This window comes from Pantoea sp. X-Soil-YNGN-844, from assembly GCF_059730595.1.
In genome coordinates this window covers 1,779,646-1,798,319 of the sequence record NZ_AP036007.1, presented here as the reverse complement: position 1 = coordinate 1,798,319, position 18,674 = coordinate 1,779,646, and the positions used below count along the sequence as shown (strand labels likewise).

The 18,674-nt window shown below is 54.0% G+C and carries 21 protein-coding genes and 1 other annotated feature; of the genes, 5 read left to right on the top strand and 16 right to left on the bottom strand.

Annotated features, from left to right (window positions below):
• From AC6I8C_RS08345 to AC6I8C_RS08275, 15 genes are all read right to left on the bottom strand, one after another.
• A complete protein-coding gene (locus AC6I8C_RS08345) occupies positions 1-1,452 on the bottom strand; it encodes a protein adenylyltransferase SelO (protein ID WP_497823321.1) in 1,452 nt (483 codons plus the stop codon).
• Positions 1,453-1,531: 79 nt separating this feature from the next.
• A complete protein-coding gene (locus AC6I8C_RS08340; RefSeq protein ID WP_497822157.1) occupies positions 1,532-2,278 on the bottom strand; it encodes an EAL domain-containing protein in 747 nt (248 codons plus the stop codon).
• A gap of 294 nt (positions 2,279-2,572) precedes the next feature.
• Positions 2,573-3,031 (bottom strand): C40 family peptidase, encoded by a 459-nt coding sequence (locus AC6I8C_RS08335; protein WP_013357687.1) that lies wholly within the window; start codon positions 3,029-3,031, stop codon positions 2,573-2,575.
• Between the two features lie 68 nt (positions 3,032-3,099).
• Positions 3,100-3,849 (bottom strand): vitamin B12 ABC transporter ATP-binding protein BtuD, encoded by a 750-nt coding sequence (btuD, locus tag AC6I8C_RS08330; protein ID WP_497822156.1) that lies wholly within the window; start codon positions 3,847-3,849, stop codon positions 3,100-3,102.
• On the bottom strand, positions 3,850-4,395 hold the full coding sequence (locus tag AC6I8C_RS08325; protein ID WP_497822155.1) for a glutathione peroxidase: 546 nt from the start codon (positions 4,393-4,395) through the stop codon (positions 3,850-3,852).
• A 50-nt stretch (positions 4,396-4,445) separates the two neighbouring features.
• Positions 4,446-5,429, bottom strand: a complete 984-nt coding sequence (gene btuC, locus AC6I8C_RS08320) for a vitamin B12 ABC transporter permease BtuC (RefSeq protein ID WP_497822154.1) — start codon at positions 5,427-5,429, stop codon at positions 4,446-4,448.
• A gap of 179 nt (positions 5,430-5,608) precedes the next feature.
• Positions 5,609-5,911 carry an integration host factor subunit alpha gene (gene ihfA / locus AC6I8C_RS08315; protein WP_003853259.1) on the bottom strand — a complete coding sequence of 101 codons (303 nt, stop codon included), beginning with the start codon at positions 5,909-5,911 and terminating at the stop codon, positions 5,609-5,611.
• Between the two features lie 4 nt (positions 5,912-5,915).
• Entirely contained in the window at positions 5,916-8,303 is a 2,388-nt protein-coding gene (gene pheT / locus AC6I8C_RS08310; protein ID WP_497822153.1) for a phenylalanine--tRNA ligase subunit beta, read from the bottom strand.
• A gap of 14 nt (positions 8,304-8,317) precedes the next feature.
• Positions 8,318-9,301: a phenylalanine--tRNA ligase subunit alpha gene (gene pheS / locus AC6I8C_RS08305; RefSeq protein WP_497822152.1), complete on the bottom strand. Its 984-nt coding sequence runs from the start codon at positions 9,299-9,301 to the stop codon at positions 8,318-8,320.
• Positions 9,302-9,372: 71 nt separating this feature from the next.
• Positions 9,373-9,498: a sequence feature (Phe leader region), on the bottom strand.
• Positions 9,449-9,493: a pheST operon leader peptide PheM gene (gene pheM, locus AC6I8C_RS08300; protein WP_106120997.1), complete on the bottom strand. Its 45-nt coding sequence runs from the start codon at positions 9,491-9,493 to the stop codon at positions 9,449-9,451. (Overlaps the previous feature by 45 nt.)
• A 117-nt stretch (positions 9,499-9,615) precedes the next feature.
• Positions 9,616-9,972 (bottom strand): 50S ribosomal protein L20, encoded by a 357-nt coding sequence (rplT, locus tag AC6I8C_RS08295; RefSeq protein WP_003853267.1) that lies wholly within the window; start codon positions 9,970-9,972, stop codon positions 9,616-9,618.
• Between the two features lie 44 nt (positions 9,973-10,016).
• Positions 10,017-10,214 carry a 50S ribosomal protein L35 gene (gene rpmI / locus AC6I8C_RS08290; RefSeq protein WP_004157374.1) on the bottom strand — a complete coding sequence of 66 codons (198 nt, stop codon included), beginning with the start codon at positions 10,212-10,214 and terminating at the stop codon, positions 10,017-10,019.
• Positions 10,215-10,313: 99 nt separating this feature from the next.
• On the bottom strand, positions 10,314-10,865 hold the full coding sequence (infC, locus tag AC6I8C_RS08285) for a translation initiation factor IF-3 (protein ID WP_033732471.1): 552 nt from the start codon (positions 10,863-10,865) through the stop codon (positions 10,314-10,316).
• 3 nt (positions 10,866-10,868) lie between these two features.
• Positions 10,869-12,797, bottom strand: a complete 1,929-nt coding sequence (thrS, locus tag AC6I8C_RS08280) for a threonine--tRNA ligase (protein WP_419964152.1) — start codon at positions 12,795-12,797, stop codon at positions 10,869-10,871.
• A gap of 248 nt (positions 12,798-13,045) precedes the next feature.
• On the bottom strand, positions 13,046-13,807 hold the full coding sequence (locus AC6I8C_RS08275; protein WP_497822151.1) for a DUF481 domain-containing protein: 762 nt from the start codon (positions 13,805-13,807) through the stop codon (positions 13,046-13,048).
• A gap of 351 nt (positions 13,808-14,158) precedes the next feature.
• Between AC6I8C_RS08275 and ghoS the strand changes: the two genes are divergently transcribed.
• Together ghoS and AC6I8C_RS08265 are read left to right on the top strand one after the other, a co-directional pair.
• Positions 14,159-14,479 (top strand): type V toxin-antitoxin system endoribonuclease antitoxin GhoS, encoded by a 321-nt coding sequence (gene ghoS / locus AC6I8C_RS08270; RefSeq protein ID WP_222924113.1) that lies wholly within the window; start codon positions 14,159-14,161, stop codon positions 14,477-14,479.
• Positions 14,480-14,558: 79 nt separating this feature from the next.
• Positions 14,559-15,452 carry a fructosamine kinase family protein gene (locus AC6I8C_RS08265; protein WP_150012794.1) on the top strand — a complete coding sequence of 298 codons (894 nt, stop codon included), beginning with the start codon at positions 14,559-14,561 and terminating at the stop codon, positions 15,450-15,452.
• A 12-nt stretch (positions 15,453-15,464) separates the two neighbouring features.
• Here the strand turns inward: AC6I8C_RS08265 and AC6I8C_RS08260 are convergent, their stop codons facing one another.
• A complete protein-coding gene (locus tag AC6I8C_RS08260; protein WP_497822150.1) occupies positions 15,465-16,001 on the bottom strand; it encodes a YniB family protein in 537 nt (178 codons plus the stop codon).
• Positions 16,002-16,150: 149 nt separating this feature from the next.
• Between AC6I8C_RS08260 and hxpB the strand changes: the two genes are divergently transcribed.
• From hxpB to kduD, 3 genes are all read left to right on the top strand, one after another.
• Positions 16,151-16,819 carry a hexitol phosphatase HxpB gene (gene hxpB, locus AC6I8C_RS08255; RefSeq protein WP_497822149.1) on the top strand — a complete coding sequence of 223 codons (669 nt, stop codon included), beginning with the start codon at positions 16,151-16,153 and terminating at the stop codon, positions 16,817-16,819.
• A gap of 175 nt (positions 16,820-16,994) precedes the next feature.
• Positions 16,995-17,831: a 5-dehydro-4-deoxy-D-glucuronate isomerase gene (gene kduI, locus AC6I8C_RS08250; protein ID WP_497822148.1), complete on the top strand. Its 837-nt coding sequence runs from the start codon at positions 16,995-16,997 to the stop codon at positions 17,829-17,831.
• A 17-nt stretch (positions 17,832-17,848) separates the two neighbouring features.
• Complete coding sequence (gene kduD / locus AC6I8C_RS08245) at positions 17,849-18,610, top strand: 2-dehydro-3-deoxy-D-gluconate 5-dehydrogenase KduD (protein ID WP_497822147.1); 762 nt, start codon at positions 17,849-17,851, stop codon at positions 18,608-18,610.
• The last annotated feature ends 64 nt before the right edge of the window (positions 18,611-18,674 follow it).

Sequence of the window (18,674 nt, the reverse complement as noted above, 5' to 3'; positions counted from 1 at the left end):
TTAGCTGGAGCAGCTCACCTCTAAGGTTTTGCCCCAGTCTGGCGGCCGCTGACGATACTCAGCGGCTGTCTCATCACTGAAGGGCTGCTGTAACGCCTGATGCAGACGAGCCAGCGCCCCCTGCTCTCCCCGCTCCGCCTCTTCAATCACCTGTTGTGCCAGATAGTTGCGCAGAATCACTGCCTGATTGGATGCCTTCATTAAGGCCTGCCGTTCTTCATCGCTGACCTGCTCATCCATCAGACGACTGCGATAACGCTGATACCAGCTATCAAACGCCTCACGATCGATGAACTCGTCGCGCAACGGTGAGCGGCTTTCCGCCTGTTGGGTTTCACTCAGCAGCCGGAACGTCAGGGTGTAATCACTGTGCTCCTGCGTCATCAGCGCCAGCAGATCGGTCAGAATCTGATTGTCGCTGCTCTGCTGCGTCAGCAGACCAAGCTTCGCCCGCATCCTCTCACCCCAGACGCGCATCAGTTCAGGCTCATAGGCGCTTAGCGCCGTCCGCAACTGCTCAGTGGTCAGAAGACCCGACAGCGCATGCGCCAGACGGTTAAGATTCCACATGCCAATCATCGGCTGATTTTCAAAACTGTAGCGCCCCTGATAGTCACTGTGATTACAGATAAAGTCAGGCTGATAATCATCCAGAAAACCAAACGGGCCATAGTCGATGGTCAGGCCAAGGATCGACATATTGTCAGTATTCATGACGCCATGCGCGAAGCCCACACTTTGCCATAACGCAATCAGGCGCGCGGTGCGTAACACAATGTCGGTAAACCACTGTTGATAGCGGTCCGCTTCTCCTTCCAGATGCGGCCAGTGATGACGAATGGCGTAGTCGGCCAACTGCTGCACTTTCTCCTGCTGCTGGCTGTAAAAGAAATGCTCGAAATGACCGAAACGCAGGTGGCTCGGTGAAATGCGCATCAGCATCGCGCCACGCTCAGTGGTTTCGCGGTAGACCGGCTCATCGCCTATCGACAGAGTGAGTGCGCGCGTGGTGGGGATACCCAGATGGTGCAGCGCTTCCGAGGCGAGAAACTCACGGACGCTGGAACGGATCACGGCACGACCATCGCCCATGCGGGAATAAGGCGTCAGGCCTGCACCCTTGAGATGCCAGTCAAGTTTGCTGCCATCATCCAGACGCTGTTCACCCAGCAGGATACCGCGCCCGTCACCGAGCTGACCCGCCCAGACACCAAACTGATGGCCACTGTAGACCTGCGCCAGCGGCTGCATGCCGGGCAGTAGTGCCGCACCGTGCCAGACATCGTGACCGTGACCTTCAAAGAGCGCACTATCCAGCCCCATTGAGGTTGCAAGCGGTGCGTTGTGATACAGCAGGCGTCCGCCTGCCAGCGGCGTGGGGTTCAGCGCGGTATAACACCCGGTCAGCTCACGGAACCAGGTGTTGTCAAAAGAGGCCTTGCCTGCGGACATTGTTTCTCCCATGCGATACTCAGCGATACGTAGGTTAGTCCTTTAGTGTAACGCTGATAGCAGGGATTAACAGGTTCTGTCAGCCGGGATGCTGAGAGGAAGGCATGCGCTCGTCGGCACAGAGCAGTGAACGCAGTGCGTCAGATTTTACCACCGGGAAGAGCGCACCCTGAAAATCGGCACCATTCAGCTGGCTGACTTTATCGAACAGCACTTCGTCATCAATGCCGCAAATAATCAACCGGTCACAATGGGCGCGGAAATTATCAATAATGCTCTGAATAAATGGCACAAATGAAGCGCGTTTTGCCAGCGAGTGAATAAATTCTTTGTCGAGACAGATGCAGCTGAATAAATTATCGTAGACTGCATTAGAGGGTGATTTGCCCGCGCCAAAATGAGAAAGCGCTAAATTAAACTCAGCATGCAGGCTCGCCAGCAGCGGATTATTTTTGCCCAGCTTGAGTTGCGGAAACGTTTCAGTGATATTCAACAGAATGAACGGAAGCTGTTTTATTTTGCGCATGACTAATTCACTGGCAAGCAGCGTCCGGGCCATGCCTTCATCAATACGGATAAAAGCTGACACGGAATGCGCTTCAAATAATCCGCGATTCTGCTCCAGCAATCCAATCTGGCTTTGCAGCAGGCGTAACTGCTGCGACTCATCAAGCTGGGGAAGCAGCAGATCCTGAGGCAGGGTGATGGGCGCACTTTCATGCACAAACTGCGTTACCAGCTCGACAGCGGTCAACCGTCCGTCAACATCACAGACAGGATAAAACCAGATTTCCGACTGATAGTCGGCCGAGAGATGAATTTTCATTTTAATGCCAGAATATGCGGCGATGTTGATATCGTATAGTAATGGTCAGCCGCAGGCAATAGTGCCAAATCATTGAAGAGACGACCTTCTTTACGCTTCCATTGCCGTTTGGCAACAGCCGAACACGCTTAAGCCAAATAGTAGTGACAAAACACCGGTTATTAGTGGAATTAAATCAGCGATTATTCTGTTTATTAAAATCCTCGCCCTAAACTTTCATTTAAAATAAAACTTTTAATCGTTGTTTTAACTCTATTTAAAATTGGACTTAAGTCTGATTTCGCGAACCTGCTGTTAAATACGGCGAGCCTGCCAGAACACTTTTCGCCAGTAGACATTGTCGAGTGAGGAGCGAATGACGCCCTGACTGGTCGAGGCGTGGATAAAAGCATTATCGGTATCATAGATGCCCACATGCAGGCCATTTTCACCGCGTCCGGTTTTGAAAAAGACCAGATCGCCTGGCAGCAGTTCATCTTTGCTGATGCGGGTGCCAATATCGCTTTGGGCTGAGGTGGTGCGCGGCAGTTGCAGTGCAAATTTATCGCGGAAGGTCAGATAGACAAAGCCGGAGCAGTCAACGCCGTTACGACTCATGCCGCCATAACGATAAGGCGTACCGCGCCAGTGACCGAGCTGATCGTTCAGTTCCGCTATCACGGTGATTGAATCGGAAAGACGGCCATTAATCGGCGGGGCGTGATGACTGCATCCCGTCAGCAGCAGAACTAAAATCAGCAAACCCAGGCGCATCGCCAAATGTCCTTATCAGAAGTTGCAACCGGCATAATGTAGCGGTAAAGCCCGCCAGGTAGCAAGTGTCAGGGCAGAACGGTCAGCAGCGTGCGTCCTTCAAGTTCAATCTGCCGGAAAGCAATCTGGTAGAGTGGTGTCAGGCGCTGCGGCGTCAGAACCTCTGAAGGTTCGCCCTGCGCGATCACCTGCCCGCTATCCATCAGCCAGACCCTGTCTGCCTGCTGCAGACTGTGGTTAAGATCGTGACTGCTGGCGACAACACTAACACCCGACGCGCACAGCGCCGCAATCAGATCGTCCACCGCTTTTTGCTGGCCGATATCCAGCGCCGTCAACGGCTCATCAAGAATCAGCAGCCGCCCGCAGGGGTTGATGTGAGGATCGATCTGGGCACAGACGGCTGCCAGCCGGACGCGCTGCCATTCCCCGCCGGAGAGCAGGGTCAGTGAACGCGATAACTTATCCTGCAGCTGAAGCCGCTGCAGCAGCATGCTGAGACAGGCATCGGCCTGTGGCCCCACCGGTTTCAGGTGCAGACGCAAATAGTGCCAGACCGGCATCTGACTCAGTGGGGCCTGCTGCTGTGGCAGCCAGCCGCGCACCCTTGACAATGCCGCGCCGTTCCAGTCACTCAGCGCCTTTTCGTCCAGCAGCACCGTGCCGGAGGCAGGTTGTAGTCCGGCAATCACACTCAGTAAGGTGCTTTTACCGGCTCCGTTCGGGCCTGCAATGTGCAGCAGCTGACCGGCGGCAAGCTCGTCGGTCAATGGCAGCAGCCGTCCAGGGACGGCGGCCTTTTGCAGGCGCAACAGCATCTATTTTGCCAGCGCCTGTTTAATCGTTTCCAGAATGATGGGATCTTCCGGCGTCATGTCAGGTGCAAAACGCTGGATCACACTGCCGTCACGGCCAATCAGGAACTTTTCAAAGTTCCACAGGATGTCGCCCTGCTCTTTCGGCGCGCGTCCTTTACTCTCCATACGTTCGTAAAAACCGCTGCCTTCCGGACGCACCGCGTCAGGCCGGGCCGCAATCAGCTGCGCATAGAGCGGATGACGCGCCGGGCCATTAACCTCGGTTTTGGCAAACAGCGGGAACGTCACGCCATAGGTGGTACTGCAGAAAGTTTTGATCTCCTCACTGCTGCCCGGTTCCTGCTCCAGAAACTGATTGCAGGGGAAACCGAGGACGCTGAAGCCCTGATCCTGCCAGGCTTTCTGCAGATTCTCCAGCTCTTCGTATTGCGGCGTCAGACCACATTTCGAGGCAACGTTGACGACCAGCAGGACTTTGCCGTGCCACTGTGACAGCGTGGTTTTTTCCCCGTCGAGAGTAACCAGTTCAGTCTCATAAATGTTCATGCTTTTTCCTGTAATGGATGCGGTTGTGGATGCAGAGTAGCCAGCCGAAGCTAGCGCGAAGATTTCACCAGTAAAATAATAAACAGTGGCGCGCCCAGTGTCGCCGTCACGACGCCTATCGTCAACTCCGCTGACGTCAGTGCCAGACGCGCCACGATATCGGCGGCCAGAAGCACCGCCGCGCCCGCCAGCGCCGATGCCGGCAAAAGATAGCGGTGATCGCTGATGCCGCTCAGACGCAGCAGATGCGGGATGACCAGTCCGACAAAGCCAATGGCGCCGGCCATCGCGACGCTGATACCCACCAGCCAGCCCATCGCCAGCACCAGCAGGTTACGCCAGAAGAAGAGTGACAGCCCGAGCTGACGGGCGGACGTCTCGCCCAGAGCCAGCAGATTGAGAATCGGCCCGGTCGCCCCCAGCGCGAGCATCACCGGCAGCAGTGCCAGCATCATCCAGCCATAGCGCCAGTCAATGCCGCTGAATCCCCCCATCATCCAGTACATCAGCTGACGCAGATCGAGGCTGGTGCTGAAGTAGACCGCCCAGGTCATGATGGCACTGCAGATAATCCCCAGCGCCACGCCGGTCAGCAACAGCCGGGTGACCGAGAGCTGACGATGGGCAAAATGCAGCAGGATAAGCGTAATAACCAGCGCACCGGCCATCGCCGCCAGCCCCAGGCTCCATAGCGAGCCGCTGCCCAGCAGCACGCCGAGCACCAGGCCGATACCCGCGCCGTTCGAAACGCCGAGCAGACCTGGCTCCGCCAGCGGATTGGTAAACAGCGCCTGCATCACCACGCCGCATATCGCCAGCGACGCCCCCACCAGGACTACCGCCAGACTGCGGGGCAGCCGCAACTGCCAGACAAAGAGCTGTCCGCTATCGCTGAACCACGCAGAGGGCGCGATCCAGCTGTCCCCGGCACAGAGGCTGAGACAGAGCAGTGCAGAGAGCATAAGGGCGAGCGCAATCAGCCATTTCTGGCCGCGTTGATCGGCCTGGCGCGCGAACGTGTCGAGCAGAGACATAAGCGGGATTAGCTGAGAAAACAGTGATTTGATTGTAGAGGGATTGGTGAAAAAAGAAAGGCTGATGAGGCAGTCTGAACCGGGATGGCGTGAACATTGACGAACACAGGAAGCAGAATCCCTGTTTACCTGAACCATGAAAAAAGGCCGCTTTCGCGGCCTTTTTGAAACGCTGAAATTCAGTCAGTCTCTTTGGGTGTAGCGTTCTCTACGCGGCTTTTCAGCTTCTGTCCTGGACGGAACGTTACTACGCGACGCGCAGTAATCGGAATATCTTCACCCGTTTTCGGGTTTCTGCCAGGACGCTGGTTCTTGTCACGCAGGTCAAAATTACCAAACCCAGACAGTTTTACCTGTTCTCCATTTTCCAAAGCGCGACGTACCTCTTCGAAAAACAGCTCTACTAACTCTTTAGCATCGCGTTTGCTCAGCCCGAGTTTCTCAAACAGGTACTCTGACATCTCAGCTTTTGTAAGCGCCATAGGTTCAATCCCTCAAGGTTGCCTGGAATCGCTCTTTTAATGCCGCAACGCATTTGCCAACGGTCGCGGCAATCTCCTCTTCTTCGAGTGTCCGGCTGGTATCCTGCAAAATCAGGCTGATTGCGAGGCTCTTATAGCCCTCAGAAACGCCCTTACCGCGGTACACGTCAAACAAGTTTACGCCAACTACCTGATTTACGCCAACTTTCTTACACTCCGCAATGATATCTGCTGCAGGGACGTTTTCAGCCACTACAACGGCAATATCACGGCGGTTCGCCGGGAAGCGAGAAATCTCGCGCGCGTCAGGCAGGACGCGGTCTGCGACCTTATTCCAAAGCAGTTCAAAGACTAAGGTGCGACCATTGAGATCAAGCTTACGTTCCAGCTCAGGATGTACAACGCCGATAAATCCGATATGTTCATCACGCAAATAAATCGCCGCGCTCTGTCCTGGATGCAACGCCGGATTCGCCTCAGCCCGGAAGCTAATCTCATCCAGTTTGCCGGTTAAATCGAGCAGCGACTCTAAATCGCCTTTCAAATCATAGAAGTCAACTGTCTGACGCGCCAGATCCCAGTGCTCTTCAACGCGGTTGCCGCTGATGACGCCAGCCAGCATAAGATCCTGACGGATGCCTAAATCTGCCTGCGTATCTGGCACAAAGCGTAAGCCGCTCTCAAACAGACGTACGCGGCTCTGCTGGCGGTTCTGGTTGTAGACTACCGCACTGAGCAGACCGGTCCAGAGTGACAGACGCATGGTCGACATATCACTGGAGATCGGGCTTGGCAGTAACAGCGCCTCTTCACCCGGATGCAGCAGCTGCTGGATTTTCGGATCGACGAAGCTATAGGTAATCGCTTCCTGATAACCTTTATCCACCAGCAGGTTTTTGGCGCGTTTCAGCGACAGATTCGCTTCACGGTGACGGGTCATGACCAGACCGGCCTGAACAGGCACATCAGGAATATTGTTGTAGCCATAAATACGGGCCACTTCTTCAACCAGATCTTCTTCAATGGTCATATCGAAACGCCAGCTCGGCGCGACGGCCTGCCACTGCCCTTCACCTGCCGTCACGTCACAGCCAAGGCGCGTCAGAATGTCGGTAACCTGCTCATCCGCAATCACGTGACCAATCAGACGATCCAGCTTTTCGCGACGCAGCGTAATGGTCGCCGGGACAGGCAGGGCTGCCTGATGGGTCTGATCGATGATCGGGCCTGCTTCACCGCCGCAGATGGATAGCAGCAGCTGGGTAGCACGCTCCAGCGCAGTATGTTGCAGCGCCGGGTCAACACCACGCTCGTAGCGATGAGACGCGTCAGTATGCAGACCGTGACGACGGGCGCGGCCGGTGATAGAGAGCGGATCAAAGTACGCACACTCGAACAGGATGTTCTGCGTTTCGCCGTTCACACCCGAATGTTCGCCACCAAAGATACCGGCCATCGCCAGCGCTTTCTGATGATCGGCGATCACTAAAGTATCACTCTGCAGGGTGGCTTCAGTGCCATCCAGCAGCGTCAGCTTTTCGCCCTCTTTCGCCATGCGCACCACGATACCGCCATCAATACGGTCAAGGTCGAAGGCGTGCATTGGCTGACCCAGCTCCAGCAGAACGTAGTTGGTGATATCAACGACCGGATCGATAGAGCGAATGCCGCAGCGACGCAACTTCTCTTTCATCCACAGTGGCGTAGCCGCCTTAACGTTAATTCCTTTCACGACACGGCCCAGATAGCGCGGACAGGCTTCTGGCGCGTCAACCTGAATCGGGAACGTGTCGTTAAGCGTCGCCGCGACCGGCTGCATCTCCGGTACCTTCAGCGGCAGGCCGTTGAGCACGGCAACATCACGGGCGATACCGATCAGACCCAGACAGTCGGCGCGGTTAGGCGTGACGCTGATTTCGATGGTGTTGTCGTCCAGCTGCAGATAAGCACGGATATCGGTGCCAACGGGCGCGTCAGAAGGCAGTTCGATGATGCCGTTGTGATCGTCGGAAATACCCAGCTCGGAGAACGAGCAGAGCATCCCTTCAGAAGGCTCGCCACGCAGTTTGGCTGCTTTGATTTTGAAATCACCGGGCAGCACAGCGCCGACGGTCGCGACAGCAACTTTCAGTCCCTGACGGCAGTTCGGCGCGCCACAGACGATATCCAGCAGGCGATCGCCACCGACGTTGATTTTGGTGACACGCAGCTTGTCGGCATTGGGGTGCTGACCGCACTCCACGACTTCACCAACCACAACGCCGTGGAACGCACCGGCGACGGCATCAACGCCGTCCACTTCCAGACCGGCCATGGTGATTTGTTCAGACAGCGCAGCGCTGTCCAGGGCTGGATTTACCCATTCGCGTAACCAGAGTTCACTGAATTTCATTGGATATCCTGCCCTTACTTAAATTGTTTGAGGAAACGTAAATCATTTTCGAAGAAAGCACGCAGATCGGTCACGCCATAGCGCAACATGGTCAGACGCTCCATGCCCATACCAAAGGCGAAACCAGAGTAAACTTCCGGATCGATGCCGACGTTGCGCAGCACGTTAGGGTGCACCATGCCGCAACCCAGCACTTCCAGCCACTTACCGTTTTTACCCATAACATCCACTTCTGCCGATGGCTCAGTGAATGGGAAATAAGAAGGACGGAAGCGAATCTGCAAATCTTCTTCGAAGAAGTTGTTCAGGAAATCGTGCAACGTGCCTTTCAGGTTGGTAAAGCTGATGTTTTTATCCACGATCAGCCCTTCCATCTGATGGAACATCGGCGTGTGCGTCTGGTCGTAATCGTTACGGTAGACGCGGCCGGGCGCAATAATGCGGATAGGCGGCTGCTGAGCCTGCATGGTGCGGATCTGCACGCCAGAGGTCTGCGTACGCAGCAGACGCGTGGCGTCAAACCAGAAGGTGTCGTGATCGGCACGTGCCGGGTGGTGTGCAGGAATATTCAGCGCATCGAAGTTATGATAATCATCTTCAATTTCGGGCCCTGTTACCACACCAAAGCCTAACTCGCCAAAGAAGGTCTCAATGCGATCCATGGTGCGGGTGACCGGATGCAGACCGCCATTCTCGATACGACGCCCCGGTAGCGAGACATCGATGGTCTCTTCCGCCAGACGGGCATTCAGCACCGCGGCTTCCAGTGCGTCTTTACGGGCATTCAGTCGATCGGTGACCTGCTGCTTCGCTTCATTGATTACCGCACCCGCTGCAGGACGCTCTTCTGCTGGCAGCTCGCGCAACGTCGTCATCTGCAGTGTCAGATGTCCTTTCTTACCCAGGTATTCGACGCGCACCGCGTCAAGGGCGGCGATATCCATCGCCCCGTCGATGGCCGCCGTGGCGCTGGCCACCAGTTCTGCGAGTTGGGACATAGTTTCCTCTTTTTCCAGTCAGGCTGGTCAGTTCTCGTTGGGACCTGCCGGTCCAATATGCTAGCGCCAGAAACAAAAAAGCCTCCACGAGGGAGGCTTTTAGCGCGATTTTTCGTTTCTTCTCTTATGCGCAAAAGCCCCCGAATGTCAGGCGCTAAAGTAAAAAAAGAAACGGAAAATAGCAGCATTCATGCTTGCGGTTACCTTGTCATGCGATACAGGGGGTCTATTGAAAAGCTCAGCGACGAAAATGTCAATCTTTTGCGTAAGTTACAGGCAATAAAAAAGGGAGCAAGCTCCCTTTTCCATCTGACTTACGCCAGGGCTGATTTCGCTTTTTCGACCAGTGCAGAGAATGCCACTTTGTCGAATACTGCGATGTCGGCCAGGATCTTACGGTCAATCTCAATAGCTGCTTTTTTCAGACCATTGATGAAACGGCTGTAAGACATGCCGTTCTGACGCGCCGCTGCGTTGATACGCGCGATCCACAGCTGACGGAACTGACGCTTACGCTGACGACGGTCACGGTAAGCATACTGACCAGCTTTGATAACAGCCTGGAAAGCAACACGGTAAACACGTGAACGTGCACCGTAATAGCCTTTAGCTTGTTTTAAGATTTTTTTGTGACGTGCGCGAGCAACTACACCACGTTTTACACGAGCCATTTAGCTCTCCTGTTTAATATTCTGAATTAATGAAAAAAATTTACTTATGCGTACGGCAGGCAGGCAATAACCAGACCCAGATCGCCTTTTGACACCATGCCTTTAGGGCGCAGGTGACGTTTACGCTTAGTAGATTTTTTAGTCAGAATATGACGCAGGTTTGCGTGTTTACGCTTGAAGCCGCCAGAAGCGGTCTTCTTGAAGCGCTTAGCCGCGCCACGTACAGTTTTAATCTTTGGCATTTTAAAAATATCCACTTCGCATTGTTAATAACATGACCCAGACAGGCGAACAGATAACCGCACAGCGCGAACGCTGCGCGGTCCTTGCTACTTGAAAGCCTACTGTTTCTTCTTAGGAGCGAGCACCATGATCATCTGGCGGCCTTCGATCTTCGAAGGGAAGGATTCGACAATGGCCAAATCCAGATCTTCACACAGGTCTTTACGGACGCGGTTAAGCACTTCCATACCGATCTGCTGGTGCGCCATCTCACGACCGCGGAAGCGGAGCGTGATTTTGGCTTTATCGCCATCTTCCAGAAAGCGAATCAGGTTGCGTAGTTTGACCTGATAGTCGCCATCATCGGTTCCAGGACGGAATTTGATTTCCTTAACCTGAATAACTTTTTGCTTCTTCTTCTGTTCCTTAGAAGATTTGCTTTTTTCATAGAGGAACTTGCCGTAATCCATAATACGGCAGACCGGCGGTTCGGCATTCGGGCTGATTTCGACTAAGTCGCCGCCCGCTTCCTCGGCTTTTTCCAGAGCTTCGCGTAATGTGACAATGCCAATCGGCTCGCCATCCATGCCCGTTAAGCGCACTTCAGTTGCGCGGATTTCACTGTTAATTTTGTTCGGACGCGTCGGTAGTACTCGTTTTCCGCCTTTAATACTTTATTCCTCCAATTGGTGAAGATTTCGGCTGCGAATCTCTTGTTGAAGTTTCTCAACAAATAGATCGACATCCATCGATCCCAGGTCTTTACCACGGCGGGTGCGAACGGCAACTTTGCCAGATTCCACCTCTTTATCACCGCAGACCAACATATAAGGGACGCGACGTAATGTGTGCTCGCGGATTTTAAAGCCTATCTTCTCATTTCTCAAGTCTGCCTTCACACGAATGCCAGCATTCTGCAGCTTACGCGTCAAAGACTCAACATATTCCGCTTGTCCGTCGGTAATATTCATTACCACAACTTGCAGCGGTGCCAGCCAGGTTGGGAAGAAACCGGCGAATTCTTCGGTAAGAATACCGATGAAGCGCTCCATCGATCCCAGAATCGCCCGGTGAATCATCACTGGCGTCTGGCGATCGTTGTTTTCACCCACGTAGGTTGCTTCAAGGCGTTTTGGCAGGGAGAAGTCTAGCTGAACGGTTCCGCACTGCCAGGCGCGATCAAGACAATCGTACAAAGTGAACTCAATTTTAGGGCCGTAGAACGCGCCTTCACCTGGCTGGAACTCAAACTCAATGTTGTTTTCGTTCAGCGCAGCGGCCAGGTCTTCCTCGGCACGATCCCACATCTCATCTGTACCGATGCGTTTCTCAGGACGGGTGGATAACTTCACCACAATCTTTTCAAAGCCGAAGGTGCTGTACATGTCATAAACCATGCGGATACAGCTGTTCACTTCGTCACGCACCTGCTCTTCTGTACAGAAGACGTGTGCATCATCCTGGGTAAAGCCGCGAACGCGCATCAGACCGTGCAGCGCACCTGAGGGCTCATTACGGTGACAGCTACCAAACTCTGCCATACGCAGCGGCAGGTCACGGTAGGATTTCAGACCCTGATTAAAGATCTGAACGTGTCCAGGACAGTTCATCGGTTTGATGCAGTATTCACGGTTCTCAGATGAGGTGGTGAACATGGCTTCTTTATAGTTTTCCCAGTGCCCGGTTTTTTCCCACAGGACGCGGTCCATCATGAACGGACCTTTCACTTCCTGGTACTGGTACTCTTTTAATTTGCTGCGGACAAACACTTCCAGCTCGCGGAAGATAGTCCAGCCGTCATTATGCCAGAAGACCATACCGGGTGCTTCTTCCTGCATGTGGTAAAGATCCAGCTGCTTACCAATCTTACGATGGTCACGCTTCGCCGCCTCTTCCAGACGCTGCAGATAGGCTGCCAGTTGCTTTTTGTCTGCCCATGCGGTGCCATAAATACGCTGCAGCATTTTGTTGCTGCTGTCGCCGCGCCAGTAGGCACCGGAGATCTTCTGCAGTTTAAAATGATGGCAAAACCGCATGTTCGGCACGTGCGGACCGCGACACATGTCGACATATTCTTCGTGATGATACAGGCCAGGCTTATCGTCATGGCTGATGTTTTCATCAAGAATGGTGGTCTTGTAGATTTCGCCGCGCGCCGCAAAGACGTCGCGTGCTTCCTGCCAGCTGACCTTTTTCTTCACCACATCGTAGTTGGTTTCAGCCAACTGATGCATGCGTTTTTCCAGCAGGTCGATATCTTCCTGGGTCAGGGTACGATCGATGTCGACATCATAATAGAAGCCGTTATCAATGACCGGGCCAATCGCCATTTTGGTATCCGGCCACAGCTGTTTAATTGCGTGCCCTAACAGGTGCGCACAGGAGTGACGGATAATTTCCAGACCCGCTTCATCTTTTGCGGTAATGATCGCAACAGCGGCATCCTCGGTGATGGGATCAACAGCATCAACCAGTTCACCGTTAACGCGGCCAGCGATACAGGCTTTCGCCAGACCTGGACCGATGTCCAGCGCAATATCCATGACACTGACAGGGCGGTCAAACACACGCTGGCTGCCATCAGGAAGCGTAATTACAGGCATTTCATGTCCTTATTTGCAGTGGTAAGCCACACGAAAGCTTACATGCAACGTAATGTAAAATGAGTGACCTGGCGTGATATCAGACCCACATTGTCGGAATGTCGCCAGGATTGCAGTGCGGAGCAGATGATAGCAGTTTTCGCCGACGAGAAAAACCATCCCCTTTTCGCTAAGCCATGGAGCGAACAAAAAAAAGCGGCCTGACACACAGTGTCAGACCGCCGGGCATGCCGCAGGCAAAAATGCGCTTACATAGCGTAAGAGAGCATGATTGAGGTTTTGGTGTCGGTGCGATCTGGCGCAGACTCAGCCGGATTGTTGTTCCAGGTGACATTGTAAGCCAGCTTCAGCGCGAAGTGGCTATTGATAGCGACCTGCAGGCCGGTTTCGGAGTTCACCGTGGTGTCTTCACCGAAGCTGCTCAGCACGGATACGCCCTGAATAAATTTGGTGGTATCGGTCAGCTGCCACTGATAGCTCACTGCGCCATAGCCAAGCGCCTTGGTCTGATGACCACCAGCGTGGTAGTCGTCATAACGTACACCCGGACCCAATTCCGCACGCAGCGAGTGCACCGGACCATTCAGGATCTGACGACCGTAACCGGCAGTCAGCACGTCACGTGAATCATAACCATTGAAACGATCGCTTAACCAGCTCGCCTGGCCAAACAGGTAGTCATAGGAGTTGAGGTTATAGCGTGAACGACCACCGATGTTGTACGTCTCTGAAGAGCGTTCATCATTTGACGAGGTGTTTGCTGCGTTACCCCACAAGCTGTAGGCCATAGATGACTGATACCAGGTCATATTGGTCTGAGCCGTCAGCGATGAACTGGTGGTGTTACCGGTTTGCGCCAGGTATCCCGCAGAAGCAGAACCTTCAAATGGCTTTTTAGCCGTGGAAGGGTCATCCATTGAGGTGAATACGGCGTTATCGGCCAGTGCCTGGTGACAAAACGCTCCGGCGGAGAGCAAAAGAACAGCAGACAGCTTGTTATAGGCTTTCATTAAATGTGATCCGTGCGACTGTTTAAAAAACGGAGAGTCTGAAGCGTTTTGCCGGGCATTCAATGCAATTTACGGTAAGTTTTGTAAAAAATTATTAACTTACACAAAATACCTGGAATCACCCTGACAACCCATGTTAATTGGGACTCATCTTATTAACGTCGCGCATTATAGTGCTGTCCAAATGAAAAGCCAGACGTAACGGCAGAAAGATTTTTACGTCATGGGCAGTGCTCCTGACACTGATTTACGCTATGCGTCACGACAGACACCCAGCATCTCTTTCATAATTCGCCTGAATTTTCACCATAGTCTACGCTCAGTTCAGTTTCTCTTTCCCGGAGGTGCCTTATGAGCAACACTGCCCTGACCCGCTATATCGTGACCTTTCATTATCAGGAGTCGGGATTAAGTGACATCCTGGAGCTCACCAGCGCGATGACCGCCGCCGGTTTCACCACCACGCTGGCTGATGAAAACGGCCATCCCCATGAGCTGGGCACGAACAGTTATGGCATTGTCAGTACGCTGGACGCTGAGGATCTGCGACAGCAGGTTGCGGCTGCCGGTGAAAACGCACTGGGTCAGAAACCCGATGTGACTGTTATGACCTTTGAAGAGTATCTGCGGGACACCGCCAGTCATCGCCCCGCCACCTCAGCGCCAGAATAAAAAGGTGCAATCACGCTGGTTTTGGTGAATATTCAGGCATCAGCATCGAACTTACGCAGCGAACAACGAGGATAGCCCTATGTGGTCAGCCATCAGTCGTCTGTTAAGCGAGCAGTTAGGCAACGCCGAAATCACTCAACGTCACGCCCTTGCGGGTGGTGATATCCACCCCACCTGGCATATTCGCTACGGTGATCATGATGTCTTCGTTAAAAGTAACAGCCGCGAGATGCTGTCGCTTTTTACCTGGGAAGCAGACCAGCTCGCCTTGCTGGCACGCACCGGCACGGTTCGGGTGCCAAAGGTGTATGGTGTGGGTCATCATCGTGAGGAGAGCTTTCTGTTGCTGGAGTACATCAGGCCACAGCCGCTTGATGAGCAGAGTGCATATCTGCTGGGTCAGCAGCTGGCGCACCTGCATCAGTGGAGCGAGCAGACACAGTTTGGCCTCGATTTCGACAACAACATCACCACCACGCCCCAGCCTAATAGCTGGCTGCGACGCTGGTCGGTCTTTTTTGCCGAACAGCGCATCGGCTGGCAGCTGCAGCTGGCGGCCGAAAAGGGGATTCAGTACGGGGATACCGAGCTGATTATCGCCTCCGTGCAGCGGGTGCTTGCGTCACATCATCCGCAGCCGTCGCTGCTGCATGGCGATCTCTGGCCCGCTAACTGCGCCAGCAGTGACAGTGGCCCCTGGCTGTTCGATCCCGCCTGCTACTGGGGCGACCGTGAGTGCGATTTAGCCATGCTGAGCTGGTACCCTGACCTGCCCCGCCAGATTTACGACGGCTATCAGGCCGTGTGGCCCCTGCCGGATGGTTTTTCGCAGCGTCTGCCGGTCTATCAGCTCTACTATCTGCTGAACCGGGCTAACGTGTTTGGCGGGCACTGGCCTGGCGATGCGCAGTTCGCCATTGGCCAGTTGCTGGATGAGGATGCGCTCGGTACCCGTCAGGCCAGGCCGGCCTGACGGCGTTCACGGTCAGATAAAGCCCAGCAGCGACAGCGCAAAATATCCGGCTATCGCAATCACCACTGGCAGGACATAAAGCGGGAAGATCTGCAGGAAGATGGTGTGACGAGGAACGCGCACCTTCTCTTCCAGTTGCTGACGGCTGCGTCCTTCACTGCCCTTTGCCTGCTCCAGAATCATCTGATCTTCAATGCCCTCTTTGACGTGACGTGCCTGCCGTCCCATCCGCGCGCCTGATGATTCCAGCGCCAGCCCGACAAAAATCAGAATGTAGATTACCCAGAAACCCAGGTTCATCTGACCATTAAATTCCGGTACTGGCGAGTTATGCCAGAAAACGTTCAGGAATGGCGTGTTGAAGCGCAGCATATCGACAATGACATGGACGAAATCAAGCATGACGGCGTCAATGCCCGGCTGCTTCTCGCTGTGCTTAAACATAAAGCTCAGTACTGAAATAATGGTCGACAGCAGTGCCACTAAAAAGAGCACCCAGCCCACCACGCGCTTAAGGATGGCGATACGGCCAGCCTGTTGATAGGTCATAATATCTCCTGAACCTGGAATCCAATTTGCCGTCAGTCTACCTGCCAACGAAGAAATTTCCCAAATAAAGCGTGGTCAATCGGATGAAGCATGCGTCAGGAGAGAATGATGTTATGGTTAAACCGACTTTATTTATAAGGAGACCGCTGATGACCTGGCACCGCCCTGTCCTTGCTGCCCTGTTTGATATGGATGGCTTACTGATCGATTCTGAACCGCTGTGGGATCAGGCTGAACTGGATATCTTTTCAACACTGGACGTCGACCTGTCACGACGCAGTGAAATGCCCGATACCCTTGGCCTGCGTATCGACCAGACTGTGCGGATGTGGTACGAAACGCTGCCCTGGCAGGGCCCCTCTCAGCAGGAGGTTACTGACCGTATTATTGCGCGCGCCATGACGCTGGTGGATCAGACGCGGCCGCTTCTGCCTGGCGTGGAAACGGCGCTGCAGCTCTGCCAGGAGCAGGGAATGAAAATCGGCCTGGCCTCAGCATCGCCGCTCATGATGCTGGAACAGGTACTGGAGATCTTCAACCTGCGCCACTATTTCGATGTGCTGGCTTCAGCAGAAGCACTGCCCTACAGCAAGCCCCATCCGCAGGTCTACCTTAACGCCGCCGCCAGCCTGGCGATTGATCCACTCAACTGCGTCACGCTGGAAGACTCGTTCAATGGCATGATCGCCACCAAAGCGGCCCGCATGCGGTCGATTGTGGTGCCCGCCGCTGAACATCGCGACGACCCGCGCTGGGCGCTGGCAGATGTCCGGCTGGAAAATCTGACCCAGCTTAGCCTGCAGCATCTGCAGGGATAACAAACAGCCCGCGCAGCGCGGGCTTTTTTTTTGCCCGCTGCGCCTGCCGGTTGATCTACTCCGCAAAAAATAAAACAACGTTTCATTTTTATTGAATTCCCATCCCGCTCTGCCTAAGATGCCCGAAGCGTCCCCATTCGGGGCATGAATAACCTGACCTGCAGAGAGGCCTGAGATGGACGTTCGCCAAAGCATTCACAGCGATCACGCTAAACAGCTCGACACTGAAGCGCTGCGCCGCGAGTTTCTGATTGAGACGATTTTTTCCGCTGACAATTACACCCTGACCTACAGTCACATCGACCGCATCATCATTGGTGGCGTGATGCCGGTTAACAAGCCAGTCACTATCGGTGATGAGATGGGAAAGCAGCTGGGCGTCAGTTACTTTCTTGAACGCCGCGAGCTGGGCATGATCAACATTGGCGGTCCGGGCCTGGTTGAGGTCGACGGTAAAGCCTGGGAAATCGGTCATGAAGAGGCGCTTTACATTGGTAAAGGTGCGCGCAACCTGCTGTTCCGCAGCCTGAACCCGGCCCAGCCCGCTAAATTCTATTACAACAGCGCACCCGCACACTGCACCTTCCCGGATAAGAAGATTACGTTACAGGAAGCCGCAACCGCCACGCTGGGTGATGCTGCTACTGCCAATCGTCGCACCATTAACAAATTTATCGTGCCGGATGTGCTGCCCACCTGCCAGCTCACCATGGGCTTAACCCGACTGGATGAAGGCAGCCTGTGGAACACCATGCCCTGTCACACCCATGAACGGCGCATGGAAGTCTATTTCTACTTCGATATGAGCGAAGAGAGCGCGCTCTTCCACATGATGGGAGAACCCCAGCAAACCCGCCATCTGCTGGTACATAACGAGCAGGCGGTCATCTCACCCAGTTGGTCAATTCATGCCGGCGTCGGCACCCAGCGTTACACCTTTATCTGGGGCATGGTGGGTGAGAATCAGGTCTTTGATGACATGGACCACGTCAAAATCAGCGAACTGCGTTAAGCAGAGGAGAAGCATAAATGGTATTGAATACGTTTGATTTAAAAGGCAAAGTGGCAATGGTGACCGGTTGTAATACCGGTCTGGGTCAGGGTATGGCTCTGGGGCTGGCTCAGGCTGGCTGCGATATTGTCGGCGTTAACCGTTTCGAACCTGACGACACGCAGCGTAAAGTTGAAGCACTTGGCCGCCGTTTCTGGTCGATATCGGCTGACCTGATGAAATCTGATGTTGCGTCGCAGGTTGTTGAGCAGGCGGTCGCAGCCGCGGGCAGAATTGATATTCTTGTCAACAACGCCGGGATTATCCGTCGTGAAGATGCACTGAACTTCAGCGAGCAGGACTGGGATGATGTGATGAACATCAACAGTAAAACGGTCTTTTTCCTGTCACAGCAGGTAGCTCGGCAGTTTATTGCTCAGGGTAACGGCGGTAAGATTATCAATATCGCCTCTATGCTGTCGTTCCAGGGCGGCATCCGGGTGCCTTCCTATACAGCGTCAAAAAGCGCAGTCATGGGTTTAACGCGTCTGATGGCGAACGAGTGGGCGAAGCATGGCGTTAATGTTAATGCGATTGCCCCAGGCTATATGGCTACCGATAACACTGAACAGCTGCGTAAAGACCAGGCCCGAAGCGATGAGATCCTGGCGCGTATCCCGGCAGGACGCTGGGGCGTACCTGATGACATGATGGGCCCGGTAGTTTTCCTGGCCTCTTCCGCGTCTGATTACGTTAATGGCTATACTCTGGCGGTAGATGGCGGCTGGCTGGCCCGTTAATCTTTCTGGCAGAACGGGCGGACAGTGTTTCATCGCTGTCCGCCTTGTTAAAAATATTCATGCT